21 protein-coding genes and 1 pseudogene are annotated in these 24617 nt (G+C 66.9%); 19 read left to right on the plus strand and 3 right to left on the minus strand.

The window, feature by feature from the left end; translation table 11 throughout:
- The first annotated feature begins 118 nt into the window (after nt 1-118).
- The 8 genes and pseudogenes from DD1DGNOD_RS11630 to DD1DGNOD_RS11665 form a co-directional block, all read left to right on the plus strand.
- Nucleotides 119-1408 (plus strand): MCE family protein, encoded by a 1290-nt coding sequence (locus tag DD1DGNOD_RS11630; RefSeq protein WP_131767389.1) that lies wholly within the window; start codon nt 119-121, stop codon nt 1406-1408.
- Entirely contained in the window at nt 1408-2754 is a 1347-nt protein-coding gene (locus tag DD1DGNOD_RS11635; RefSeq protein WP_131767390.1) for an MCE family protein, read from the plus strand. Before DD1DGNOD_RS11630 ends, DD1DGNOD_RS11635 begins: the two co-directional genes overlap by 1 nt.
- Nucleotides 2718-3494 carry a hypothetical protein gene (locus DD1DGNOD_RS11640; RefSeq protein WP_131767391.1) on the plus strand — a complete coding sequence of 259 codons (777 nt, stop codon included), beginning with the start codon at nt 2718-2720 and terminating at the stop codon, nt 3492-3494. Before DD1DGNOD_RS11635 ends, DD1DGNOD_RS11640 begins: the two co-directional genes overlap by 37 nt.
- Nucleotides 3491-4075 (plus strand): hypothetical protein, encoded by a 585-nt coding sequence (locus DD1DGNOD_RS11645; protein WP_131767392.1) that lies wholly within the window; start codon nt 3491-3493, stop codon nt 4073-4075. Before DD1DGNOD_RS11640 ends, DD1DGNOD_RS11645 begins: the two co-directional genes overlap by 4 nt.
- 41 nt (nt 4076-4116) lie before the next feature.
- Nucleotides 4117-5175: an ABC transporter ATP-binding protein gene (locus DD1DGNOD_RS11650; protein ID WP_131767393.1), complete on the plus strand. Its 1059-nt coding sequence runs from the start codon at nt 4117-4119 to the stop codon at nt 5173-5175.
- 44 nt (nt 5176-5219) lie between these two features.
- The gene (locus tag DD1DGNOD_RS11655) at nt 5220-5408 is read left to right on the plus strand and encodes a DoxX family protein (RefSeq protein WP_131767394.1); all 189 of its coding nucleotides are present in this window, start codon (nt 5220-5222) and stop codon (nt 5406-5408) included.
- Nucleotides 5409-5430: 22 nt separating this feature from the next.
- Nucleotides 5431-7002: an AMP-binding protein gene (locus tag DD1DGNOD_RS11660; RefSeq protein WP_131767395.1), complete on the plus strand. Its 1572-nt coding sequence runs from the start codon at nt 5431-5433 to the stop codon at nt 7000-7002.
- Between the two features lie 7 nt (nt 7003-7009).
- Nucleotides 7010-7195 (plus strand): annotated as a pseudogene (locus DD1DGNOD_RS11665) (integrase core domain-containing protein); the annotation flags it as partial.
- 196 nt (nt 7196-7391) lie between these two features.
- Here DD1DGNOD_RS11665 and DD1DGNOD_RS11670 read toward each other — a convergent pair.
- The gene (locus DD1DGNOD_RS11670; protein ID WP_131770110.1) at nt 7392-8513 is read right to left on the minus strand and encodes an acyl-CoA dehydrogenase family protein; all 1122 of its coding nucleotides are present in this window, start codon (nt 8511-8513) and stop codon (nt 7392-7394) included.
- A gap of 385 nt (nt 8514-8898) precedes the next feature.
- On the opposite strand from DD1DGNOD_RS11670, the gene DD1DGNOD_RS11675 reads away from it, so the two are divergent.
- From DD1DGNOD_RS11675 to DD1DGNOD_RS11710, 8 genes are all read left to right on the plus strand, one after another.
- Nucleotides 8899-9342, plus strand: a complete 444-nt coding sequence (locus DD1DGNOD_RS11675) for a nuclear transport factor 2 family protein (protein ID WP_131767396.1) — start codon at nt 8899-8901, stop codon at nt 9340-9342.
- The gene (locus tag DD1DGNOD_RS11680; protein WP_131767397.1) at nt 9339-10601 is read left to right on the plus strand and encodes a cytochrome P450; all 1263 of its coding nucleotides are present in this window, start codon (nt 9339-9341) and stop codon (nt 10599-10601) included. Before DD1DGNOD_RS11675 ends, DD1DGNOD_RS11680 begins: the two co-directional genes overlap by 4 nt.
- Before the next feature lie 19 nt (nt 10602-10620).
- The gene (locus DD1DGNOD_RS11685) at nt 10621-12765 is read left to right on the plus strand and encodes an acetate--CoA ligase family protein (RefSeq protein ID WP_241255664.1); all 2145 of its coding nucleotides are present in this window, start codon (nt 10621-10623) and stop codon (nt 12763-12765) included.
- A gap of 81 nt (nt 12766-12846) precedes the next feature.
- Nucleotides 12847-14040: an amidohydrolase family protein gene (locus tag DD1DGNOD_RS11690; RefSeq protein WP_131770111.1), complete on the plus strand. Its 1194-nt coding sequence runs from the start codon at nt 12847-12849 to the stop codon at nt 14038-14040.
- Nucleotides 14041-14057: 17 nt separating this feature from the next.
- Nucleotides 14058-14855, plus strand: coding sequence for an SDR family oxidoreductase (locus DD1DGNOD_RS11695; RefSeq protein WP_131767398.1), 798 nt, complete (start codon nt 14058-14060; stop codon nt 14853-14855).
- A 26-nt stretch (nt 14856-14881) separates the two neighbouring features.
- Nucleotides 14882-16306, plus strand: a complete 1425-nt coding sequence (locus DD1DGNOD_RS11700) for an aldehyde dehydrogenase family protein (protein WP_131767399.1) — start codon at nt 14882-14884, stop codon at nt 16304-16306.
- A gap of 27 nt (nt 16307-16333) precedes the next feature.
- Entirely contained in the window at nt 16334-17500 is a 1167-nt protein-coding gene (locus DD1DGNOD_RS11705) for an acyl-CoA dehydrogenase family protein (RefSeq protein WP_131767400.1), read from the plus strand.
- 121 nt (nt 17501-17621) lie between these two features.
- The gene (locus DD1DGNOD_RS11710; RefSeq protein WP_131767438.1) at nt 17622-19271 is read left to right on the plus strand and encodes an AMP-binding protein; all 1650 of its coding nucleotides are present in this window, start codon (nt 17622-17624) and stop codon (nt 19269-19271) included.
- A 39-nt stretch (nt 19272-19310) separates the two neighbouring features.
- On the opposite strand, the gene DD1DGNOD_RS11715 is transcribed toward DD1DGNOD_RS11710, so the two are convergent.
- Together DD1DGNOD_RS11715 and DD1DGNOD_RS11720 are read right to left on the minus strand one after the other, a co-directional pair.
- Nucleotides 19311-20561 (minus strand): NAD(P)/FAD-dependent oxidoreductase, encoded by a 1251-nt coding sequence (locus DD1DGNOD_RS11715; protein ID WP_131767401.1) that lies wholly within the window; start codon nt 20559-20561, stop codon nt 19311-19313.
- On the minus strand, nt 20561-20884 hold the full coding sequence (locus tag DD1DGNOD_RS11720; protein ID WP_131767402.1) for a 2Fe-2S iron-sulfur cluster-binding protein: 324 nt from the start codon (nt 20882-20884) through the stop codon (nt 20561-20563). The genes DD1DGNOD_RS11715 and DD1DGNOD_RS11720 overlap by 1 nt, the downstream gene beginning before the upstream one ends.
- A gap of 235 nt (nt 20885-21119) precedes the next feature.
- Here DD1DGNOD_RS11720 and DD1DGNOD_RS11725 point away from each other — a divergent pair, with 235 nt between their 5' ends.
- The 3 genes from DD1DGNOD_RS11725 (at nt 21120) to DD1DGNOD_RS11735 (ending at nt 24550) form a co-directional block, all read left to right on the plus strand.
- Nucleotides 21120-22352, plus strand: coding sequence for a cytochrome P450 (locus tag DD1DGNOD_RS11725; protein ID WP_241251600.1), 1233 nt, complete (start codon nt 21120-21122; stop codon nt 22350-22352).
- A 135-nt stretch (nt 22353-22487) separates the two neighbouring features.
- Nucleotides 22488-23099 (plus strand): MarR family transcriptional regulator, encoded by a 612-nt coding sequence (locus tag DD1DGNOD_RS11730; RefSeq protein ID WP_131767439.1) that lies wholly within the window; start codon nt 22488-22490, stop codon nt 23097-23099.
- Nucleotides 23099-24550, plus strand: coding sequence for a pyruvate, phosphate dikinase (locus DD1DGNOD_RS11735; protein WP_131767404.1), 1452 nt, complete (start codon nt 23099-23101; stop codon nt 24548-24550). The genes DD1DGNOD_RS11730 and DD1DGNOD_RS11735 overlap by 1 nt, the downstream gene beginning before the upstream one ends.
- The last annotated feature ends 67 nt before the right edge of the window (nt 24551-24617 follow it).

Raw genomic sequence — 24617 nt, forward strand, 5'->3', positions numbered from 1 at the left:
CCACCGAACGGCCGGGCGTCGACCCACCGCCGAACGGCACCGCGAACAACCAGGGGCTGTTGCCCGACTTGGGCCTGCCAGGCCTGGGTGGTCTGCTCGTCCCGCCGTCTGGAGGTAAATGATGAGGCGGCTGCTGTGCTGGCCCGTCCTTGCCGTGACCGTGGGCCTCGTGCTTACCGGTTGTAATTATCAGGGGCTCAACGACTTCACCCTGCCTGGTTCGGAAGGCTCGCGGCCGGGCTCCTACGAGGTGAAGCTCGAGATGGCCGATGTCGGCGATCTGGTGCCCAACAACCCGGTCCGGCTGAACGACATCAGCGTGGGGACGATCAAGTCCATCCAGCTCGACGGGTGGCACGCCCTCGTCACGATCAGCCTCAACCCGGACGTGGTGCTGCCGGCGAACGCGACGGCTCGGGTGGGTCAGGCCAGCCTGCTGGGCGCGAAGTACATCGAGCTCGACCGTCCCGCGGACGGTGAGACCGGCAGGCTCGCGCCGGGTTCGACCCTCGGGCTCGCCCAGACCGGGAAGTACACCGGCACCGAGGACCTCTTGGCCTCGGTCGCGATGCTGCTCAACGGCGGCGGGCTCGCGCACCTCAAGACGATCACCACGGAGTTGAACCGGGCGCTCGGCGGACGAGAACCGCAGTTCCGTGATCTGCTCACCCAGCTGAACACGTTCGTCACCGGGCTCGACAAGCAAAAGGACGACATCGTCCACGCGATCGACGGGCTCGACCGGATGGCCGGCAACCTGGCGTCCTACAACGGGCAGATCCAGTCCGCGCTCGATAACCTGCCCCCCGCGCTCGACGTGCTGAACCGGGAGCGGGTCAACCTGGTCAACACCCTGCAGTCGCTGTCGAACTTCGGCGGCGCCGCGCACGACGTGATCAGCCGGGGCGGCGACGCGCTGGCCCAGAACATCGACAACATAGGGCCGCCGCTGAAGGGGCTCGCCGACGCGGGCCAGTCCCTGACCAATTCCCTGGACATGATCGGGACCGCCTTGTTCCCGCTCAAGACGTTCGGCGACGTCATCAAGGGCGACTTCATCAACTTCTACATGACCCTCGACCTCAGCCTCGGCACACTCGACCGCAACTTCCTGACCGGCACGCCGTTCGCGGGCCAGCTGGGCAACATAGAGAAGTTGCTTGCGGCTGGGATGGGGGTGGCCGGCCAGGCGGTGAACCCGCTGACGGCGCCGGTCCTGCCGAACGGCGTCCCCGGCGTCACCGGACCGGCGCTCGAAGGCGGCACCAATCCGGTACCGCCGGATCAACGTGGGGCGGAACCGGCCAGGCCGCCGGCCCCGTCTTCGGCGACACCGCCCCCAACACAGCAACCGAACAGCGGCCTCGGAGGTCTCCTCGGTGGGCTCTTGGGTGGGGGAGCAGGCTGATGATCACTAGATTCGTGCGTGTCCAGCTTGTGGTGTTCACGATTCTCACCCTGGTTGCGATGCTAATGATCACCTTGGTATACGTTCGGGTTCCGACGCTCCTGGGCGTTGGCCAGATCCAGGTGACGGCCGACTTCCCGTCGACCGGAGGCCTCTATCCCAACGCGAACGTCACTTACCGCGGCTATACCGTCGGCAAGGTCAAGAAGATCGACCTCGTCCCGACGGGAGTCCGGGCGACGCTGTCCATCGATGAGGACAAGGCACCGCCGCGCGACAGCCGGGTCGAGGTGCACAGCGTCTCGGCGATCGGCGAGCAGTACGTCGACTTCGTCCCGACCGCGCACCCCGGCCCTCCGATCCGGTACGGAGATCGGATCGACATGCGGCAGACCAGCATCCCGTCCCCGATCGCGTCCGTGCTCGACGGCGTGGACGACCTCGTCACGTCGCTGAACCCGCACAGCCTCACCACCGTGCTCGACGAGGCCGCCGCGGCATTCGACGGGCTTGGTCCGGATCTCGGGCGGCTGTCCGACAACACCAAGAAACTGCTGGATGCCGCGAACGCCAACTACGAGCCGACCCGTCAGTTGATCCAGAACGTCCCGGCTCTGCTGGACGCCATCCGGCAAAGCGACCCGTCCATCCGGCAATGGGCAGGGGACCTGTCGTCGTTCACCGGGACGCTTGCAAAGGACGACCCGCAGATCCGGGCGATGCTGGCGAGCGTGCCCTCAGCGGCCGGGCGGGCAGGCGACCTTCTCCAGGAGCTGAGCCTGACCACGCCGACCCTACTCAGCAGCAGCGACGTGCTGGCCAAGCTGGCGAAGGCCTACCACGCTCCCATCGAGCAGATCCTCGTCGTGTTTCCGCTGCTGACAGTCGAGAACCTCACGACGGCCCCCGAGTACCTCTCGCCCGGGGTCTTCAAGTTCAACCTTGAGACCGACGTCAACCCGCCGGTGTGTATGGACGGGTGGATACCGGAGGGCCAGCCGGGCGGTCCGCGTCCGTCGAGCGTCATCAGCGATGAAGAGCTGCCTGCGAACTCGTACTGCAAGCTGCCCCAGAATGACCCGCGAGTGGCGCGGGGAGCGCGCAACCTGCAGTGCTTCGAGCCGGGTTCTCCGCCTGGACGGCGGGCAGGGACGATCCAGGAGTGCCGGGGCGACGGCGAAAAGCCGGTTACGGGGAAGGGCGTGTTCGTTCCCGGTGAGACCGGTCTCGGCGGGATCACCATTCTCGAGGGTCCCCTCACGGTGCTCGGGGCCGTCGGATCACCACCGCCCCAGCAGAGGGAGTTGACATGGCAAGGACTACTGATCGCTCCGGCCGAGCAGTGACGTTGTTGACCCACGACGAGCCGGCGGCCCCGGCGGAGCACGATGCCGAGGCGCCCGCCGAAGATACGGCGGAGAGCAAGCCCAGGTCCAAGACCAAGGACGTGGAGACCGAGGATGAGGCCCGGACACTCACCGAAGAGCAGCCGGAGGAGGCATTCGCGGGCGACGAGGGTGGCGGCGAGTTCTCAGACCAGGACGATCCGGACTCGGTGACGCCGGCATCCGCGGCCAAAGGATTGCATCCGCCCAAGCGGGGGGGCGTGTTCCGGATAGCGTTGGTGGCATTGTCGGTGCTCGTTGTCGCGCTTGTGGCGGCCACGGTCGTGTTCGGCCTGCGCTGGCAGAACGACCGCGCCGCTGATGCCCGCCGCAACGATGCTGTGGACGCCGCCCGTCAGGTGGCGCTGAACCTGACGTCGATCAACTTCAACACCGCGGACGCGGACGTCAACAGGCTCATCTCGGGCGCGACCGGCGACTTCCGTAATCTGTTCACCCAGAACCTCGATTCCTATGTTGATGTGGTCAAGCAGAACCAGGTCGTCACGACCGGCCAGGTCACCGAGGCCGGCGTGCAGGACATCAATGGGAACACCGCACACATCATTCTGGCCGTGCAGTCCACCGTGCGGAACACGGCGGTGCCGAACGGCGAGGTCAGGACCTACCGAATGGCGCTGCAGATGGAACATCACGGCAACGGATCCTGGCTGGTCTCACGAGTGGATTTCGTGCCGTGAGGGCCCTACGGAAGGTGGCGTCGGTAATCGCCCGGATGGTCGAGACGCTGGGACGCGGCATGATTGGAGTCCCCCGGGCGATCTGGCGAACCGCGCATCGGTATCCGCGAACGGCTCTCATCGGGCTCGGGTCGCTCACGGTCGTACTCGCCGCTGGGCTGGTCATCCTGGTGCTGGTGACCGGTCGGCACACCACGATTGAGCAGGCCAGGGCGGATGGCAAGACGACCGGTGAGAAGATGGTTGTGACCCTGCTGTCCTACGACTACCGTTCTTCGGCTTCCGACCTCGGAAAACGTGACAATCTGCTGACTGGGCACTTCAAGGACGAATACGCCGCGCTCATGCGGGACACCGTTATACCGGCTGCGGTCAAGCAGCAGGTGACGACCCAGACGAGCATCGCGACGTCCTCGGTCGTCTCCGCTGACGGTCCCGACAAGGTGACCCTGCTGCTCTTCCTCAACCAGACTACGCAATCGGCGGCCAGTAAGGATCCTGTGCTCAACGGCAGCCGGGTCCGGATGATCCTCCAACGGGTCGGTGGGCAGTGGCTGGTCGCCGAGCTCACCCCGGTGTGAACGCCGACGTTCATCGTGCAGGACCACGTACAGGAGGATCGATGGCCGGTGTTGAGGTCGAAATCAAGAACCTGAGCAAGTCATTCGGCAAGGCGAACATCTGGAGTGATGTCACGCTGACCCTGCCCCCTGGCGAGATCAGTGTGCTGCTCGGGCCGTCGGGCACCGGCAAATCGGTGTTGCTCAAGTCTATCATCGGTCTGCTGAAGCCCGAACAAGGCAGCATCGTCATCCACGGCACCGATCTGATCCGGTGCTCCGAGAATCGGCTTTATGAGCTGCGCAAGCTTTTCGGCGTGCTGTTCCAGGACGGTGCGCTGTTCGGTTCCATGGACGTCTACGACAACACCGCGTTTCCGTTACGAGAGCACACCCGTAAGTCCGAGTCCGAGATCCGCAGGATTGTTATGGAGAAGCTCGAGTTGGTCGGGCTCACGGGTGCGGAGAACAAGCTCCCGGGAGAAATCTCCGGCGGTATGCGCAAGCGCGCCGGTCTGGCCAGAGCGCTCGTGCTCGATCCGGAGATCGTGCTCGTCGACGAACCGGACTCGGGGCTCGACCCGGTTCGTACAGCCTATCTTAACCAGCTCATCGTCGACCTGAACACTCAGATGGATTCGACGTTCCTGATCGTCACGCATCACCTGGGTACGGCGCGGCAGCTGCCGGACAACATCGGGATGCTGTTCCGCCGCAACCTCGTGATGTTCGGGCCCCGCGAGGTGTTGCTGACCTCGGAGGAACCCGTGGTCCAGCAGTTCCTGCAGGGCCGCCGGGTCGGGCCCATCGGGATGTCGGAGGAGAAGGACTCTGCACAGATGCAAGCTGAGATGGCGCAGCTGCGCAAGCAGGGAGCTGAGGCACGGGACGACATCTCGTTCGTCGATCCGCAGTACGAGCCAAGTGCAGGCCTACCCGAGCGGCGCGCCGTCCAGCGGCGCAAGGACCGGGTCATGAAGATGCTGCACACCCTGCCGCTGAAGGCGCAGCAGGCCATTCGCGAGTCCCTGACGGAGGCCGATCACGTTCGTTACGAAATCCCGTGGAATCCAGGCTCCACCGAAGTCATCAACATGCACAGGCCGTTCCCGATCCAGTGAACGGGCGTCCGACCTCCGAAGGAGGTGCGCCGGTGGGTGCAGGGATGACGAGCTCGATCCTGCGTGCGGCACTCGGCACGACAATGATCGCGCACGGAGCCAAGCATGGCCGGACGATCGAGGGGACCGCGGGCTGGTTCCAGCTGATCGGGTTCCGCGAGCCGGAGCTGCAGGCACGGCTGTCCGCCGCGGTGGAGGCTGGCGCCGGCCGGCGTGAGAGGTGGCGCCGATGAACAGACAGCGAGGTCAGACGACATGACGACGTCGCTGCACCCAGCAGAACAGGCGTTTCCTGCCCGCGACCACGTGGTGACCCCAGCCATCCTGGAACGACACGCTGCCGAGCAGCCAGATGCGCTCTGCGTGCTCGGCCCCGATGACGAGCGATGGACTTGGGAGCAGGCGCTTGATGAAGCCTACCGGTCGGCGACGGCACTGGCAGCACGTGGAGTCGGCCGTGGTGAGCACGTTCTGCTCTTTCTTCCGAACGGGCTCGACTGGCTGCGCGCCTGGTGGGGGATCAGCGCCTTGGGCGCGGTGATGGTGACCGTGAACGTCGCCTACCGTGGGGAGAGCCTCCGGCATGTCTGCGCCGAGTCGGGCGCTTCGGTGATCGTCACCGACGGTGTCCTCGGTGAGCGGCTGGTCGGGCTCGGGCTTGACCTCATCCCGGTGTCCCCTGCTGAGCTGCGCGCCGGGACCGTCACGGAACCCGTGCTCGACCCGCCCCTCGAGCCCTGGGACGTGCACGCCGTGAACTTCACCTCCGGCACGACCGGTCCGGCCAAAGGCGTCCTGACCCCGTATCTCGCCACGTACATGGGCGGGGTCAACGCTATGGGCGAGGCCGGTGGTCTGAACGCCGCCGATCGCTGGCTGGTCGACACTCCGCTGTTCCACGTCAGCGGACAGATGACCGCACTGGTCTGCCTTTCCGCAGGGGCGAGTATGGCCGTGCGGGAGCAGTTCGCCGGTTCCCGCTACTGGGATGTCGTCGCGGAGACCGGGGCCACCCATTCGTTGCTTGTCGGCACCATGGCGGCGTTCCTGCTGTCTCGGGAACCGAGCGCGGCCGAGCGAGCGCATCGGCTGCGGGTAGCCGTGCTGGCCCCGATGGTCGCCGACCCCGTCGCGTTCCGCGCACGGTTCGGGGTGGCACAGCTGTGCTCCGTCTACGGTCAGACAGAGATCAGCTCACCGCTGCTGGTGCTGCCCGGGGCCGAGATCGTGTCGGGCAGCGTCGGGCGGCCACGGCCCGGCGTTGAGCTGCGTATCGTCGATGAACACGATCTTCCGGTGGCCATCGGTGAGATAGGCGAACTGGTGGTCCGCACGGACCGGCCATGGGAGATGAACGTCGGTTACTTCCGGCGGCCCGAGGCCACGGTGGCGGCTTGGCGCAACGGCTGGTTCCACACCGGCGATGCGTTCCGACGCGATCAGGAAGGCAACTACTTCTACGTCGACCGCATGCGCGACACCCTGCGGCGGCGGGGCGAGAACATCTCCAGCTTCCAGGTGGAGGCCGAGGTGATGGCGCACCCGGATGTCCTTGAGGTCGCGTGCGTCGGCGTGCTGGCGGAGTTCGGCGAGCACGAGGTCAAGGTCTTCGTCGTCCCTGTCGAAGGTCGCGCTGTCGATCCAGCTGACTTGATTGGCTTCCTCGTTCCGCGGCTGCCGCGGTTCATGATCCCGAGGTTCGTCGAAGTGGTTGCCGAGCTGCCGAAGACCCAGACACTGCGGGTGCGGAAGTTCGAGCTGCGTGACAGGCCGAACACGGAAGCGACGTGGGATCGCGAGGCGGCGGGCGTCGCCCTGCCCCGCTGATCCCACCGTGGAACGGTTCAACCGGATCATGCTCGAGGAATGGGCCTACGCACGCGTCCACACCAGCGAGACCGAACGCCGTGCTGCGCTGCCCGGCTGGCTGCACACCTACAATCACCAGCGCTGCCACACCGCGCTCGGAGGTCATCCGTCCGCCAGCCGTGTCCCCAACCTCACGGGACAGAATAACTAGAGCGCCGGTCATGTAACCATGCGTGGCTTGGCGAACGGTGACATGCGTCGATGAGTGCCGGCCATCGAGAAGATCGGCGCGACTTTGTCGATGTGTACGCTAATTTGGCCGACAAGGCGTGCACACCGACAAAATCGTTTGGATCATGGTCCGTGCGGGTAATTGTGGGTGGGCTCCGCACTACTTGACCGGTGCTCTAGGCGCCCAGCCCGAGGGCCGCCGCGAGCAGCTCGCGGTGTGCGGACGGGCTCCCGAGAAGGGCTTCGGACCCCTTGGCGCGCTTGAGGAACAGGTGCGCGTCGTGCTCCCAGGTGAAGCCGATGCCTCCGTGTACCTGCACGTTGGTCGACGCGGCACGGGCGAAGACCTCAGAGCAGTGCGCTCGGGCCAGGCTCGCGACTTCGCCAAGGTCCTCGCCGGCCACCCACGAGGTGAGCGCCAAGAGCACCGCGGAGCGGGCGGTCTCGACCTCGAGGAGAGTGTCTGCGAGCCGGTGCTTCACCGCCTGGAAGCTCCCTATGGCCCGCCCGAACTGCTCTCGCACCCCGGCGTACGCGACGGCCATGTCGAGGCATCGCTGCGCACCGCCGAGCTGTTCCGCGGCGAGCAGGACGGCAGCCTGTTGCAGCGCACGGCGCAGCACCGGCCCAGCCTCGCCCTCCTCACCGACCAGGCGCCCAGGGGCGTCCCGCAGTTCGATGCTGGCCAGAGCGCGCGTCGCGTCGAGGGTGGGCAGCCGACGGCGCCGGACCTCGTCGACGTCAGCGCTGACGACGAACAGCGACAGGGCAGACGGGTCATCGGGCCGCGCTGCGGTCACCACGATCAGATCTGCCGTCGCGCCGTCGACGACCAGCGCCTTGGTGCCGCTCACACGGGCGCGCTCGCCGTCGGGACGCCACGTGGTCGTCGCTGTGGCGCCGTTCCAGCTCCCACCCGGCTCAGCGTGAGCAAGGGCTGCCGTCTGCTCACCACTAGCCAGCTGGGGCAGGACATCGTCCAGCTCGTCCCGCGTCCTGGCCAGCAGTAGGGCGCCGGTGGCGAGGCAGGCGCTCGAGAAGAACGGGCCGTTGTAGAGACCGGCGCCCAGCTGCTCCAGCACCACCGCGAGCTCGACGGGCCCATACCCCATACCGCCGTGCTCCTCGGGGACGGCGAGCGCAGGGAGTCCGAGCTCCTTGGACATCTGCTGCCAGACCGTCGTGTCGTGGCCGCCGTCGTCGAGGAACGGCCGGAGGTGCGACAGCGGCGCGCGTTCGGCGACGAAGCGCCGCACGAGCTGAGCAAGCTCCTCCTGCTCGGCGGTAAAATTGATCATAGCGTCTCCCTGATGGCGCTGAGAGCGGCTCCTACGAGCCGGACGACGTAGAAGCTGCGGTCCTGACCGGTGAACCAGGCCTTGCTGCGTGCGGGGATCCAATGGGGCTCTGCTGTGCTATAGCCGCTCCTGGTCCCGCACCAGGACGCCGGAGCCAGGTGCCTGTCACCGTCATCGGAGCTTGTGCCAGCGGCAGGCGGGAGCGCAAGGGCGGTTAGTCGAACGCGTGAGGCATGGGTGCGGGCCTCCATGATGACCTCCGGCGACGCGTTGACGTCGAATCGAATTCATAGTAGAAAGTGTTCCTGAAACATACGGCCTTGCCGTATACCCCGCAACGGCCAGCGAAGGCGCTCCGAGGAGCGCTGTCTGGAGGAGCGTGACGATGGAAGCCGGCGCGGACGACGTTGAGATCGTCACTCGTTTCACAAGCTGCCTCGCGGTAGGGGATATCGAGACCTGCCTGTCGCTCGTGGCCGACGACTTGCTCTTCTCCGAGGCGTCGAGTCTGGCCTTTGGCGGTGACTGGGAGGGTAAGGATGGGCTCGTGGGGGTGCTGCGCGCAGTCGGGCGCGACTACCGGGTACGCCTCGACGCTCCGCAAGTGAGTGCTGCCGGCGACCGTGTGCTCGTCCGGGTCAGCGGGACCATCGCTGCGCGGAGCACGGGGCGCATGATCCCTCTCGATGTCGTGGACCTGTACGACGTGAGGGACGGGCTGATTCGCAGGGTGGACGTCTTCTACAAGGACACGGCTGCGGTCGCGGGACTGCTCGACAGGCCAGCGGCCGCGAAGACAGAGTTGATGACGGGGGGGGTACCGGCATGAGCGAGCAGGTGCAGGAGACGAGCCGGTGCACCGCCCAGGCGGTGCTCGGCCACGACTACGACCACTACGACCCCGTCTTTGCGCTTGACCCACATCCCAGCTATGCGGCGCTGCGCGAGAAGTGCCCGGTCGCACACACGGAGAACTACGGCGGCTTCTACATTCTCTCGAAGTTCGAGGACATCTCAGAGGTCCTCCACGACGGGGCCACCTTCTCGTCGTGGCCAGCGGACACACCGCCGACGCCCGGGCACAGCCGCGCGCTCATCCCGCTGGAGGTGGACGCGCCGGACCACCGACGTTATCGGACCGTGGTGGATCCCCTGTTCCGCCCCAATGCCGTCGCCGACGTCGCGCCTGCGGTCAGGCAGTTCGCCCGTGAGCTCGTCGATGGCATGGTTGCCAAGCGCGAGTTCGACTTCATGGAGGAGTTCGCCAAGCCGTTGCCCAGCGCGGTGTTCCTGCGGCAGGTGGGCCTCGACTTCTCCGTCGAGCAGCGTGACCAGCTCTGCGACTGGGCAGGAACTATCCTGCACACCACGACGGCAGGGGTGCAGCACGGGGACACGGACGCGCAGACCAAGGCGCGCATCGACGCCGGGAAGGCCCTGCACAACTTCCTGAAGGGGCTGCTGGACGAGCGTCTCGAGAAGCCGGGCGACGACATCATCTCGGTCCTCATCAAGGCCCAGATGTCCGGCGGCCGAACCCTGGAGTACCGAGAGATCCTCAACTTCGCCTACGTGCTCGTGCTGGCGGGCCTCGACACGGTGACGACGGCGCTCGGCTTCAGCTTTATGCACCTGGCACGGCGCCCGGACCTGCAGGACAGGATCGCCGCAGATCCGAACCTCATCCCGAGCGCCGTAGAGGAGCTGCTGCGCTACGAGTCGATCGTCCACATGAGCCGAACCGTGGTGAAGCCGCACACGATCGGGGGAACCGAGCTGAAGCCCGGCGACCGCGTGGTCGTGCCACTGGCTTCGGCGCACCGTGACGAGGATGTCTTCGTCGACGCCGACGAGATTGTGCTCGACCGCAAGCCCGAGCGCAGCATGATCTTCGGTGCCGGCAGCCACCGTTGTCTGGGCAGTCACCTGGCCCGGCTCGAGATGGGCATCGCCTTTGAGGAGATCTTCTCGCGTATCCCGCGGTTCTCCTTGCCGCCGGAGGCCGAGCTGGTCGCCTACGGCGGTCAGACACGCAGCCTCGTGAACTTGCCGTTCCGGACCTGGCGCGACGGCGACCCCACGGCCTGACCGCCCCTCGAGAAAAGGCATGACAGCGACCATGTCGGTTGACCAAGCAGTTCCCACAACAGCACGGCGGAACACGCTGCGTCCGGACGTGGCCAGGACGTTCCTTGAACCCCGCTCCGTTGCCATCGTCGGCGTGTCGACCAGCTCGGCCCAAGCCTACAAGGCAGGAGGCCGCGCGGTGCTCGACCACCTCGGGGTCTACGGCTACCAGGGTGACGTCACTGTGGTCCATCCCAGTGCGACCGAAGTCGACGGCCGGCGCGCTGTCCCATCGCTGCGCGACATCGGCCATGTACCCGATGTGGTCGTGGTCGCGGTGCCGGCCCGGCACGTCCTGGGTGTCCTGCAGGAGTGCGCCGACATCGGGGTAACGCAGACTCTCGTGTTGACGGCCGGCTTCGCGGACATGGGACCCGACGGCCTGGCCTTGGAGCAGTCTCTCCTCGACTTCGCGAGCGAGCACGGCATTGCCATGGTCGGGCCGAACAGCACTGGTCTGGTCACTGTGCGCAGTGGGCTGGCGATGAGTATGACGTCGGTGCTGACGGAGGGGGAGCCGATCGTACCTGGCGGCCTCGCGATGATCGCGCAGAGCGGTGCGATCGGCAGCACCGTCGTCGAGCGGGCCCGTCTGGCAGGCGTCGGCATCTCGCACATCGTGAGTACGGGCAACCAGCGGGACATGGACATCCCCGACTTCGTGGCGTTCTTCGCCGAGCATCCCGACGTTGACACCGTGGCCCTCTATGTCGAGTCCATCCGTGATGGCGCGCTGTTCTCCCAGGCCGTCGAGAGGCTCCACGCCGCCGGCAAGCGCCTCGTGGCCTATCTCGGCGGCCGCACGGACGCTGGTGAGCAGGCCGCGGCGAGCCATACCGGCAAGATCGTGGGCAGGGGCGCTCTCGAGCTCGGGCTCCTGCGCGCTCTCGGTGTCACCGTCGTCGACGACCCGGACGACCTGTGGGTTCTCGGTGCTGTCCGTACCACGACGACATCTTTTCCCAGGCGTTGGGGCATGGTCGCCTACTCCGGGGGGATGGCCGTGCTTGCTACCGAGCAGCTGGCGTCGGCGGGTGTCGTGTTCCCGGCGCTCTCCCAGCAGACGTTCGAGAAGGTCAAGGAGCGATCTCCGCAGTTCGTCGCGGCGCACAACCCCCTCGATGTGGGTCCCGGGTCGATGCCGCAAGACTTCCGCAGCTACTTGTCTGCCGTGGCCGCGGATCCTGCCGTCGAGGCATTATGCGTCCCCTTCCCGATGGGCGCACGGGGCTGGAACCAGCAGAGCGTCGACGACGTGCTCAGGGTGATGGACGAGAGCGGCAAGCCCTTCGTCGTGCTGTGGTATGGCGGCTATGCGCTGCGTCCATACATCGAGCAATTGCGCGCGCGAGGCGTCCTGGTCGCCGAGAAGCCGTCCGACCTCGGAAGGCTCGTCCGCGCCCTGCTGGGACCCGAGCGTACGACCATAGGAGAGGCAGTAGTTGTCAATCATCATACCGCCGGATCCCCATCGGCGAAAGGCGGAGCCGCCGCATTGCAACGGTTGGCCGAGCAAGGCGTCGACGTCGTCGCCATGCGCGTGCTCGGCGACGACCCCGCGGCAGTAGCCAAGGCCGCAGCCGAGCTCGGGTACCCGGTCGTGCTGAAGATCGGCGACGAGGACGTGGAGCACCGCACCGAGCTCGGGCTCGTTGCCGTCGGGCTCAGGAGCGAAGACGCCGTGGTGTCGGCGCTCGGCGTGATGCAGGAGCGAGCCGGCAAGGAAGGGGTTCGGGGCGCTCGGCAGTGGCTGCTGCAGGCCATGGCCACGGGCGGTGTCGAGCTCGTCCTCACCGTCCGAAACGCCGGCCGTCTCGGCGTCTTCGGAAGTATCGGCCTTGGTGGGGCAGCCGTCGAAGTCCTGCGGGACGTCGAGTCCGTCCCGCTGCCTTGCGACGAGGAGACCCTCCGCCGGGCGCTGAGCCGCCTGCGCACGGCGGACCTGCTCTTCGGCTTCAGAGGGTCCGACCCTGTGGACCTGGGATGGGTGCATCGCACGCTGCACCGGATGGCCGACCTCCTCAACACGGCGCGGCTGCGGGAGATCGAGGTCAACCCGGCCCTCGTCGGCGGCGACGGCGGGGTTGTTGTGGACGCTCTCTTCGTGCCCGGCATCCCTGGTTGACGCCACTCAAATTCAGCATAGAATTAGAAATCGATGCGATGAGCGCGCGCAATGTGCGGTCATGATTCCTCGGAGAGTTACATGAGCGATGACGCCAAGGCGCCTGTCTTCGACTGCGACCAGCACTACTACGAGCCGCTCGACGCCTTCACGAGGCACCGGCCCAAGGAATGGGCCGAGCGAACAGTGCAGCTGGCCGAGATCGAGGGGCGCAAACGACTGATCGTCGGCGGCAAGGTCGACAGGACGGTGACGAACCCGACGTTCGACCCCATCGTCAAGCCCGGTGTCATGGCCGACTACTTCCGGGGCAACAAGGCCGGCAAGCTGCTGTCGGAGTACCTCGCGCAGCGCGAGCCGATCCCGGCCTACTATCGCGACCGGGACGCCCGGATCCGCAAGATGGACGAGCAGGCGATCCAGTGCGTCTGGATACTGCCGTCCCTCGGCATGGGAATCGAGGAGGGTCTGCAGGAGGACGTGCCAGCGGCGGCCGTCGCGTTCAAGGCATTCAACCGCTTCCTCCTCGACGACTGGGGCTACAACTACCAAGACCGCATCTTCACCGCGCCCTACCTGGCCTTCGGGGACGTCGGCGCCGCAGTGGGGGAGGTCGAGCACGGTCTCGACAACGGAGCGCGCATCTTCGTCGTCCGGCCGCAGGCCGTGTACACCGAAGACGGGTGGGTCAGCCCCGGTAACAAGCGGTTCGACCCCATCTTCGCTCGCCTCGCCGAAGCGGGCGCCACGCTCATCCCGCACGTCGGCGAGGTCGGAGGCATCGGCCTCGAGAAGTACGTGGACCACCACGGCAACATCATCGGCGGGGTGGCCCCACCGCTCGAGGTCGCGGTCGGTCACGACCGGGCGATCGGCAACTACCTGGGTGCCCTCGTCTGTGACAAGTTGTTCGAGCGTTTCCCCAGCCTCCATGTGGCGTCCGTGGAAAACGGCGCAGAGTTTCTCCCTCTCCTGCTGGCGGGGCTCAACCGCGCGGGCTTCCAACAGCCTGGGTATTTCTCCTCGGACCCGGTCGAGCAGTTCAAGCAGCACGTCTGGGTCGCGCCCTTCTGGGAGGACGACCTGCTCGAGGTCGTCAGGCACCTCGGACCCGACCACGTGCTCTTCGGGTCCGACTACCCGCACCCCGAGGGTCTCGCCGAGCCGCGACAGTACGAAAAGATCACCGCTGAGCTGAACGACCCGGTCGCCGAGCGCAAGATCCTGTGGGACAACACCGCGAAGCTGACAGGCCTGCCTGTCGGCGTCGCCTGAGCAGAGCGCACCCGATCGTGGACCTGAGGGACAAGGTCGTCGTCGTCACGGGCGGCGCGCGGGGGATGGGCGCGGCCATGAGCCGCCGGTTCGCCACAGAAGGGGCGACCGTTGTGGTCTCCGACATCGACCCGCCGGGGACCATGAGGGTCGCCGATGAGCTCGGCTGCCTCGGTCACCCCTGCGACGTGCGTGTGGAGGACCAGGTCATCGACCTAGTCGACGCCACGACCCGCGAGCACGGGCGTGTCGACGTCTTCGTGTCCAACGCAGGTGTCCTGTGGGGAGAGCCCTGGGACGGCACCACCCCGCTGCAGGAGCGTGGCAACCCATGGGCGTCCAACGCCGCCTGGCAGGAGGTCTGGGAGGTCAACGTGATGCAGCAGGTCTACGCTGCGCGCGCGGTGCTACCCCAGATGCTCGAGCGGGGTGAGGGCTACCTCGTCCAGAACGCGTCCGCGGGCGGCCTCCTGACCGCACTTGGCAACGCGCCGTACACGGCCGTAAAGCACGCGGCGGTGGGTCTCACGGAGTGGCTCGCCATCCACTACGGGGACGCCGGCATCAAGGTGTCCTGCATCGTGGCGGAGGGCGTCCAGACCGACATGCTGCGCGGTGCCCAGGGCGAGTGGTTCGCCGTCGCGGGTGCCGTGACGCCAGAGGACGCTGCGCAGTCGATCGTCGACGGGATGCGCAAGGAGGAGTTCCTGATCCTCACCCATCCGAACGTCCCGAGGTACTTCCAGGGCAAGGCTGCCGACCACGACGCCTGGCTCGTGAAGATGCGGCGTCTGCACGCCAAGACCCCACGCTGACGTGGTGCTGACACGGAGGAGGGCCCATGGTCGTCGTACGTGACGAGCTGTATGTCGCAGGTGAATGGCGGCGGCCGCACGGGCAGGGTGAGCTCCTGGTCCACGGAGCGGCGAACGGGGCCGTGGTCGGGCTCGTCCCCGACGCGGATGCTGTCGACGTCGACGGCGCTGTCGAGGCGGCGAAGCAGGCGTTCCCGGCCTGGTCCGCGACACCATTGCATGAGCGCCTGGACCTGATCAGACGCCTCGAGGAGGCGCTGACAGCCCGCACGGACGAACTCGCCGAAACCATCACCACCGAGGTCGGTACTCCGGTGCGGGTGTCCCGGCTCCTGCAGGCAGAGGCGCCATGCCGATCTCTCGCGCACTACAGAGCCTTGCTTCCGGAGCTCTCGCTCGAGGAGAAGATCGGCTCGTCGGTCGTCATCCGTGAGCCGCTCGGCGTCGTCGGGTGCATCACCGCGTGGAATTACCCCTTGCAGCAGGTGCTCGGCAAGGTGGGAGCTGCGCTGGCGACGGGATGCACGACGGTCGTGAAGCCGTCGGAGGTGGCTCCGCTCAGCGCCTTCGTCGTGGCGGAGGCCGTCGACGAGGCGGGCTTCCCCGCGGGCGTCTTCAACCTGGTCACCGGTACTGCGGAGTCGGTGGGGGAACCGCTGGTCGTCCACCCGGACGTCGACATGGTCCACGTCACCGGCAGCACCCGGGCCGGCCGTCGGATCGGAGCGCTCGCGGCAGGGACGATAAAGCGGCTGGCCCTGGAGCTCGGCGGCAAGTCCGCCAATGTGATCCTCGACGACGCCGACCTTGCCCAGGCCGTGAAGGTCGGTGTCGCGAACTGCTTCACCAACAGCGGGCAGACCTGCACCGCGTGGACGCGCATGCTTGTGCCGCACGGGCGGCTTGCCGAGGTGGAGGAGCTGGTGAAGGCGCGGGTGGCCGGCTACCGGCTGGGCGACCCTCTCGACCCGGCGACGAACATGGGGCCGCTGGTCTCTCAGAGGCAGCAGGAGTCGGTCCGTGGCTTCATCCGCGGCGCCCTCGATGAAGGCGCCCGACTGGTCGCCGGGGGGCCGGAGCAGCCCGAGGAAACCTCCGTCGGCTACTTCGTCAAGCCCACGGTCTTCTCTGACGTCACGCCAGGGATGACCATTGCCCAGGAAGAGATTTTCGGTCCCGTCCTGGCGATCATGCCATTCGATGATGACGACGACGCCATCCGGATCGCCAACTCCACCATCTACGGGCTCGCGGGCGGTGTGTGGTCGCAGGACACCGCTCGTGCGGCGCGGGTGGCGCGCCGCATCCGTGCCGGACAGGTCGACATCAACGGCTCGTTCTTCAACGCCCAGGCCCCGTTCGGGGGTTTCAAACAGTCGGGTATCGGTCGGGAGCTGGGAATACACGGGCTGCTCGAGTTCTACGAGCTCAAGTCACTCCAGTACGCGTGACCGCCGAGGAAGAGGAGCAGGACCACAGTGGACTTCACCGAGGCTGAGGACCTCCGGCTGATCCGCGATGCGATTCGCAGCATCTGCAGCAAGTTCGACGACGAGTACTGGGCCGGGCGTGACGCGAAGCACGAGTTCCCCTGGGACTTCTACACCGCCCTCGCCGAGGGCGGCTGGATCGGCATCGCCATCCCGGAGGAGTACGGCGGAGGTGGGCGGGGGCTGCTGGAGGCGTCGGTGATCCTCGAGGAGGTAGCTGCATCCGGGGCCGCGATGAACGGCTGCAGCGCGATCCATCTGTCCATCTTCGGGATGCACCCGATCGCCCTGCATGGCAGTGAGGAGCTCAAGCGGAAGTACCTTCCGCGGGTGGCGAGCGGCGACCTGCACGTCGCCTTCGGCGTGACCGAGCCGGACGCCGGTACCGAGACGCTCGCCATCCGGACGTCGGCCAGGCTCGAGGGGGACCATTACCGCGTACGCGGGCAGAAGGTCTGGACCTCCAAGGCGCTCGAGTCGGAGAAGGTGCTGCTGCTGGTCCGCACGACCCCGGTCGAGCAGGTGCGCACCCGCACAGAGGGACTGACCCTGCTCATGGCCGACCTCCAGAACCCGGCCGTGACGATCCGGCCCATCCCGAAGGCGGGTCGTAACGCCGTCGCCTCGTGCGAGACGGTCTACGACGACCTGCTCGTCCACGTGTCTGACAGGGTCGGAGAAGAGGGAGCGGGCTTCCGGTACCTGCTCGACGGCCTCAACGCCGAGCGCATCCTGATCGCCAGCGAAGCGCTCGGCATCGGGCGTGCTGCGCTGCGCCGGGCGGTCGGCTATGCGCGCGATCGTGTCGTCTACGGACGACCCATCGGGCAGAACCAGGGCATCGCGTTCCCGCTCGCCGAAGCGCACTCGCGGCTGCAGGCCGCAGAGTTGGTCACCCGTCGGGCCGGTTGGCTGCTCGATCAGCGCCTGCCGGCAGGCGCTGAGGCCAACATGGCGAAGTTCCTCGCCACGGATGCCGGCTTCCAGGCCGCCGACGTCGCCATGCAGGTGCACGGCGGCTTCGGATACGCCGAGGAGTACCACGTGGCCCGCTACTGGCGCGAGGCCAGACTGATGAAGATCGCACCGCTTCCCCAGGAGCTCGTGCTCGCCTACATTTCGCAGCACGTCCTCGGCCTGCCCAAGAGCTACTGACGCACAAGTGTGCACCCTTTGACCTGATTCGAAATCAACGTAGATTCAACCGGGGGTCGCCGACCGTGCCGAGAGTGGCGTCCCGTCGGACACTGAGAGCCGAGGAGCAGACGTGACCACCATGACCGAAGCGCTGCCTGAGCAGCCCGCGCCGCTGGCGGCGGAGCAGGGCTCCGGCTACAAGGTTTTAGGCGACTGGCTGCGGGACGAAGCTGTGCGCGACCCCGATCGGGACTTCGTGCAGTGCGCGAGCCCCTGGATGACGCTCGGGGAACTCGACCGGCTTTCGGACACTGTGGCGGCTGCCCTTCAGGGCCTTGGCGTCGGTAAAGGTGACCGTGTGGCGATCAACCTTCCCAACCGCATCGAGTACATCGTGCTCATCTACGCGATCGCCAAGACGGGGGCGATTCAGGTCCCGCTGAATACCTACCTGCGTGGCGGCTTCCTGCGGCACCAGCTCGTACAGACCACACCGCGCGTCTACATCGGTGATGCCGCCGCTCTGCAGATGCTCCAGCCCGTGCTGCCTGAGCTCGACGGCATCGAACACTTGGTGGTCGTCGGGGAACCCCCTGAGACGACGTCGCTGCCCGACCTCACGCCGTTCGCGTCGCTTGAGGGCTCGGCTCGGCCCCTCGACCCGGTGGCCCTCTCGCCCGCGGATGTGTGCACCGTCATCTACACGTCGGGGACCACGGGTCCGTCGAAGGGCTGCACGATTACGCACGGGTACTACTGCAACCTCGTAAACGTCTTTATCGATTTTGGCTGGTACGCCGAGGGCGACGTTGTCTTCGGTGCGAACCCCCTGTTCCACTTCAGTGGCCAGACCTGGCTCGTGGCCGCCGCCTTGGCCGTCAGAGGATCCGTCATCGTCGAGCCGTCCTTCAGCGCGTCCGGCTACATGTCCCGTATCCGCGAGACGGGTGCGACGACGGCGATGGGCATGGGCGCCATGGGTATGGCGATCATGACTACACCGCCGCGTCCGGAGGACAAGCAGCACAAGCTGCGCCACATCACCTTCATGCCGTCGACCCCTGCACTCGTCGAACAGTTCGCGGAGCGCTTCGGCATCGAGCCCTTCGCTGAGGTCTTCGGGCAGTCCGAGTGCTGGCCAGCGCTGCTGGGCGACCCTCGTGGCATGCGCAAGCCTGGCAGCATGGGCAAGCTGACGCCCGGCCTGCAGGTCAAGATCGTCGATGAGGATGACGTCGAGGTGCCCTCGGGAGAGCCCGGTGAGATCGTGGTCCGCGCGGAGGAGCCTTATCGCCTGTTCTCCGGCTACTGGCGCAATGACGCGGCCACCGTCGAGACTTTCCGTAACCTCTGGCACCACACCGGAGACAGCGGCCGCGTTGACGAGGACGGGTACTTCTGGTTCGTCGACCGCAAGAAGGATTCGCTGCGGCGCCGCGGGGAGAACGTGTCCTCGCTCGAGCTCGAAGCAGCGTTGATGAAGCACCCTGCCTTCTCAGCGGTCGCAGTCCACGCGGTGCCGTCAGAGCTGTCCGAGGACGACATCAAGGTGTGCATCGTTCTCAAGCCGGATGAGTCGGTCGGGCCCGAGGAGCTCTTCGACTTCTTCAGGACCACGCTGCCGTACTACGCGGTCCCCCGTTATGTGGAGTTCCTCGACGCTCTGCCGGCAAATGTCAACGGCCGCGTGCAGAAGTTCAAGCTTCGCGAGCGCGGCATCACGGCGGAGACGATCGACTTCGAGGCGCTGGGTCTGGTCATCGCGAGGAGCGAGCGTCGGGCTACGTGAGTCCATCCTGACTCCGCCGGCCGCCCCCTGACCTGCAGGTCAGGGGGCGGCCGGCGTTGAGCCGGCGGTGGACGCGCGCTTGATGTCGAAGTCGTCCCGTCGCACGTCCTGTGGGGAGAGCGACGTCGACCCGCTGAGCAGCCGCCGAGCCGCCATGTGGTCAGCTGGGCAGTTCACCGACTCGACGCCCAGCAGGCGCCCCTGCGAGAAGCAGTACACCGAGAAGCGCTCGCTGCTGACGTCTCCCCTTACGGCTACTTCCGTATGGCCCGTGGTGAGCCCGGCGATCTGCAGCTTGAGGTCGGCCTGGTCGCTCCAGAACCACGGGACGGAGCTGAAGGGCTCAGGGCAGCCGGTCAATGTGGCTGCCAGGCGCCGTCCCTGCGCAGTCGCGTTCTGGACGGACTCGAGCCGCACACGCGTCCCACCTGCGAACGGATTCGGGGCACAGACGCAGTCCCCGACCGCGTAGACATGCGGCGCCGAGGTGCGCAACAACTCGTCGACCACGATGCCGTTGTCCACCTCGAGACCAGCCTGCTCGGCGAGCTCCACGTTGGGGCTTGCACCCACGCCCACCAGCACGAGGTCAGCAGGGAGACGGCGGCCGTCCGTCGTGTCGACAGCGGCGACGCGGCCGGCCACACCGACGATCTGGCTGACCGTGGTCGTCAGCTCGACCTTGAGACCGCGTGCCCGGTGAGCCTGCAGAAGGAACGCGGCAGTGTGGCTCGACAGGACACGGCCCATGAGCTGGTCGGCGACCTCGACGACCGTCGCGTTCTTCCCCAGCTGCACTGCGGTCGCTGCGACCTCCATGCCGATGAAGCCGCCTCCGACGACCACCACGCGCGCAGCCTGTTCCAGGCGAACTCTCACCTCGTCGGCTTCATCCAGGGTGCGCAGGGACAACACACCCTCGAGGTCGGCACCCTCCAGCCGGAGCAGCCGGTTCCTCGCGCCGGTCGCAAGCACAAGATCGTCGTACTCCAAGGCTTCGCCGTCCTGAAGCAGGACCCTGCGACCGTCGGTATCCAGATGCTTGGCGCGTGTGCTGGTACGCACCTCGATGCCCTGCTCCCCGAACCACGACTCCGGCCGCAGCCACAGGGCGTCACGCGAGGCCTTGCCGGTCAGGTGACCCTTGGACAGCGGAGGTCGCTGGTAGGGCAGGTGAGCCTCTGCACCAACGAGGACGATGCGGCCTGTGAAGCCCTCCTCGCGCAGTGACGACGCAACCTGACAGCCGGCCTGGCCGGCACCGACCACTATGACCGTCGAAGAGCCCATCAGTACTGGGTCTCCGGGCATCGGACCACGATGCCGTCCAGCTCGGGACCCAGAGGCAGCTGGCACGAGAGCCGGCTGCCCGTTTCACGCGGGGCGGCGGTGAAGTCGAGCATCTCCTGCTCGTCGTTGCTGATGGGCGGCAGGCGGTCGAGGTGCTCCTCGGCCACGTAGACGTGGCAGGTCGCGCAGGCGAGCGTCCCCCCGCATTCGGCGACGATCTCCGTGACGCCGTGTGCGACAGCCGCCTGCATGACGCTGGTGCCGTCACCTACATCGGCGGCGATGTCGTCACCGCTGGGACGTAGGAAGGTCACCTTTGGCACTGGATCGTCTCCTCATCGCGTGGACGTGGCGACGTAGCGTCGCTCGATAGATTCTAAATATGATTTGATGCCTTGTCCATGGCGTTGAACAAGTTGGCGAACCTGGCACAGAATCTTGACGAAATTAGAATGTGATGTACGATACACATGCTCAGGCAGAGGTCAGAGCGGGTCGCAAGCGGCTCGGCGACCGCAAACGGACCCTGCCATGCCGGCCACTCACAGGAGGATGACCATGACGAGCTCCACCGGGGCCACGCAGAACGAGCCTCAGGAAGTCGTCCACTTCACGCCGTTGGATCCGACCCTGGCGGACGACTTCTGGCCGAGGATGAACGACCTGCGTAACCGCTGCCCGGTCGTGTGGAGCGACCAGCCCTGGAGCGATAAGGCCGCCGGATTCTGGGTGGTCAGCGACTACGCCGACGTCATGGCGGCCAGCACGGACTGGAAGTCCTTCAGCAACGCTCAGGGTGCGGCCCCCGTGCAGTTCGACCTCGACATCCTGCGCATGATCCCGTTGGAGACCGACCCTCCACTGCACCGCGGCATCCGACGTCTGCTCAACCCGTTCTTCACGGCGGAGGCCCAGCAGGCCGGCGAGGCAGGCATCCAGGAGAAGGTCGACACGCTGCTCGGCCGCTGCGTCGCCAGGGGCGAGGTCGACTTCATCTCGGAGTTCACGCAGGTGCTGCCTCCTATCGTGTTCTTCGAGACCTACCTCGAGCAGCAGGAATCGGAGATCGGCTGGGTGCTCGAGGTGCTCAACACCCTCCTGACTCAGCCTGAGAAGGCGCTGGAGGTTGCTCCTCGCCTGCTCACGTGGGGCGCCGAGTTGCTCGTCGAGCGCCGTGAGCAGGGTCGGCGTGACGACCTCGCTGGTGTCATCGCGCACATGGGGTTGGAGGGGAGCGACGACGGTCTGGAGCTGAACGAGAAGCAGCGCATCGAGACGCTGAATCTCATGATCATGGCTGGCATGGAGACGACGATGGGCGCTCTGGGCAGCATCGCGGTGCGTCTCGCGACCGACCAGGCTCTGCGCGCCGAGCTCGCGACCGCTGACGACAAGCGCCTCGGCCGCGTTGTCGACGAGTTCCTCCGTTTCGAATCGCCCGTTCCGACAGCGGGCCGAACGCTTACCGAGGACGTCGAGATGAGCGGCTGCCCCATGCGCGGCGGTGACCGCGTCCTCCTCAACTGGGCTGCAGCCAACCGCGACCCCGCGCAGTTCAAGGACCCGGACACCCTCGATTTCGAGCGCCAGAACGTTTCTTCGCACGTGGCCTTCGGCGCCGGCATTCACCGCTGCCTCGGCAACCACCTTGCGCGCCGAGAGATCAAGGCCAGTATCAAGGCGATCTGTCAGCTGACGACCTTCGAGGTCTCCCAGGCCGGCTTCACGCCCTCGTACCGCCCGGCCTTCGCGCGCGGACCCATTAGTCTGCCCGTCCGCCTGGTTCGCTAGATCTTTCCGTGGGTCCGTGGGTCCGTGGGTCCCTGGGTCCGTGGGTCCGTGGGTCCGTGCGTCTGGCGCCACGCCGCAGCCGTCCCCGGTCGCGCTGCTCACGACGCGACCCCCTATCCGGAGATGCACGTGACCATGACCGACACCACCTCGACCGAGCTGGCGCTGCTCCAAGGAGCGCGGCTCAAGGGACGGCTCACGCCCGAGACTGCGGCCGTGTTCGTGGGGGACGAAGGGCAGGCGCTCCTGCAGGAGCTCGAGGCTCGTGGACTCCTTAAGGCGGGTGCCGCTGGAGCACGCCTCACGCCAGAGGGCAGGGAGCGACTGGCGTCCCTGCTCGGCGAGGAGCGTGAGGCAGCCGGGGCGGGCGCACTGACCGGGCTCTACGCCGAGTTCGACGAGCCCAATCACGCGCTCAAGGAGGTAGTCACCGCCTGGCAGTTGCGTCCCGGCGGGACAGTGAACGACCACTCCGACGCTGACTACGACCGGGAGGTCTTGGGTCGTGTCGAAGCGGTGCACGCTGTGGCTGCGCCGCTGGTCGAGCGGATCGCTGCGGAAGTGCCCCGCCTGGCGACATACTCCCGCCGACTGGCTGCAGCCCTTGCGCGGCTGGATGCGGACCACCGCTTCTTGGCCAACCCGCTCGTGGACAGCTACCACCAAGTTTGGTTCGAGCTGCATGAAGACCTCCTCGGGCTGCTCGGCCTGGATCGCGAGGACGAGGCCAAGGCGGGCCGGGCCTAGTGGAACCAATCCTGCTCGACGGTTCTGTTGAGCTCGACCGCGACCTCGTCGGTGGTAAGGCGTGGGCTGTGAACCACCTGCGCCGGCTGGGGTTGCCGGTGCCGCCCGCCTTCACCCTGGGGACGGATGTCTGTCGTACGACACTGCAGGACGGGGCACTCTCCGCAGAGGCGACCAAGGCGCTCGACGTCGGGGTGCGACACCTGCAATCCGTCCTGGGCCGCTCGTTCGGCGGCGCGGAGAGCCCGCTGTTCGTGTCGGTGCGCTCGGGTGCAGCCCGCAGCATGCCCGGCATGATGGACACGGTCCTCAACGTCGGCACGACGGCCACCACCCTGGCCGCCTTGGCGAAGGAGCATGGCGCCGAGGTGGCGGACGACGTGGGTGTCAGGTTCCTCCACCTGTTTGAGAAGGTCGTCGGCGCCGCGCCGCCGGAGGACCCCTTCGAGCAGTTACTCGCGGCGGCCGAGGCTGTGTTCAGGTCGTGGATGTCTCCGCGTGCGACGGCCTACCGCCGTCACCACGGCCTTCCCGACGGCGGTGGGACGGCAGTGACCGTCCAGGCGATGGTGTTCGGCAACTTCGACCAGTGCTCCGGCACGGGGGTGCTGTTCACGCGCAATCCGCTGAGTGGCACCTGCGTTCCGCTGGGTGAGTGGTTGCCGCTGGCGCAAGGCGAGGACGTCGTCTCCGGGCGGGTCACGCCACTCCCTCTGGATGCGCTCGCGCGCAGCATGCCCGAGATTCACGCGGAGCTGCTTGAGGCGGCGCAGCGGTTGGAAGCCGACGCCCGTGACGTCCAGGACGTGGAGTTCACCGTGGAGTCGGGTCGGCTCTGGCTGCTGCAGACGCGGTCCGCGAAGCGCTCTGCCGAGGCAGCTGTGCGCATCGCTGTCTCGATGCAACGGGAGGGGATCCTGACCACTTCGGAGGCGGTCGCTCGGCTTACGCCTGGCGACGTCGCTGCCATGCTTCGGCCCAGGGTCGATCCCGCAGCGGCCGCGGTCGCCACCGTCGTGGCGAAGGGCGAGCCGGCGTGCCCGGGCGTGGGGGTCGGCCTGGTCGTCGGTAGCGCGAACGAAGCCGAGGACCATGCGGACGCCGGCGAGGACGTCGTGCTGGCTACGCCTACGACCGACCCCGACGACGTGCACGGCATGGTCGTCGCCCGAGCGATCGTCACAGAGCTGGGTGGCTCCACCTCGCACGCCGCGGTGGTCAGCCGGGAGCTGGATCGGCCATGCGTCGTGGGCTGCGGGGCAGGATTCCTTGCGGATCTCGTCGGGCGTGAGGTGACCGTCGACGGAGGTGCCGGGATCGTATACGAGGGCCGCCTTGCGGTCGTCCCTCCGGCCTCCGGCGACGACCCCGACCTGAGCCTGCTGACGCAGTGGCTCGGGGTCGAGTCGCCCGCCATGCTGCCGGCTGCTCTCGGCTGTCTGGCGGACTGATTCTGCCTCGGGGACGTCCTTGCGTTGCTTGACAACGTTCGAAACCAATATAGGTTTAGACAGAAAA

Source organism: Candidatus Protofrankia californiensis, from assembly GCF_900634765.1.
GTDB classification, from domain to species: domain Bacteria; phylum Actinomycetota; class Actinomycetes; order Frankiales; family Frankiaceae; genus Protofrankia; species Protofrankia californiensis.

Excerpts from the sequence above, each read along its gene's own strand:
- DD1DGNOD_RS11715 (WP_131767401.1), bottom strand. The coding sequence starts at position 20,561 with ATGGGCTCTTCGACGGTCATAGTGGTCGGTGCCGGCCAGGCCGGCTGT.
- DD1DGNOD_RS11675 (WP_131767396.1), top strand. The coding sequence starts at position 8,899 with ATGGAAGCCGGCGCGGACGACGTTGAGATCGTCACTCGTTTCACAAGC.
- DD1DGNOD_RS11680 (WP_131767397.1), top strand. The coding sequence starts at position 9,339 with ATGAGCGAGCAGGTGCAGGAGACGAGCCGGTGCACCGCCCAGGCGGTG.
- DD1DGNOD_RS11640 (WP_131767391.1), top strand. The coding sequence starts at position 2,718 with ATGGCAAGGACTACTGATCGCTCCGGCCGAGCAGTGACGTTGTTGACC.
- DD1DGNOD_RS11730 (WP_131767439.1), top strand. The coding sequence starts at position 22,488 with ATGACCGACACCACCTCGACCGAGCTGGCGCTGCTCCAAGGAGCGCGG.
- DD1DGNOD_RS11685 (WP_241255664.1), top strand. The coding sequence starts at position 10,621 with ATGACAGCGACCATGTCGGTTGACCAAGCAGTTCCCACAACAGCACGG.
- DD1DGNOD_RS11655 (WP_131767394.1), top strand. The coding sequence starts at position 5,220 with ATGACGAGCTCGATCCTGCGTGCGGCACTCGGCACGACAATGATCGCG.
- DD1DGNOD_RS11700 (WP_131767399.1), top strand. The coding sequence starts at position 14,882 with ATGGTCGTCGTACGTGACGAGCTGTATGTCGCAGGTGAATGGCGGCGG.
- DD1DGNOD_RS11725 (WP_241251600.1), top strand. The coding sequence starts at position 21,120 with ATGACGAGCTCCACCGGGGCCACGCAGAACGAGCCTCAGGAAGTCGTC.
- DD1DGNOD_RS11690 (WP_131770111.1), top strand. The coding sequence starts at position 12,847 with ATGAGCGATGACGCCAAGGCGCCTGTCTTCGACTGCGACCAGCACTAC.
- DD1DGNOD_RS11630 (WP_131767389.1), top strand. The coding sequence starts at position 119 with ATGATGAGGCGGCTGCTGTGCTGGCCCGTCCTTGCCGTGACCGTGGGC.
- DD1DGNOD_RS11670 (WP_131770110.1), bottom strand. The coding sequence starts at position 8,513 with ATGATCAATTTTACCGCCGAGCAGGAGGAGCTTGCTCAGCTCGTGCGG.
- DD1DGNOD_RS11660 (WP_131767395.1), top strand. The coding sequence starts at position 5,431 with ATGACGACGTCGCTGCACCCAGCAGAACAGGCGTTTCCTGCCCGCGAC.
- DD1DGNOD_RS11710 (WP_131767438.1), top strand. The coding sequence starts at position 17,622 with ATGACCGAAGCGCTGCCTGAGCAGCCCGCGCCGCTGGCGGCGGAGCAG.
- DD1DGNOD_RS11650 (WP_131767393.1), top strand. The coding sequence starts at position 4,117 with ATGGCCGGTGTTGAGGTCGAAATCAAGAACCTGAGCAAGTCATTCGGC.
- DD1DGNOD_RS11635 (WP_131767390.1), top strand. The coding sequence starts at position 1,408 with ATGATCACTAGATTCGTGCGTGTCCAGCTTGTGGTGTTCACGATTCTC.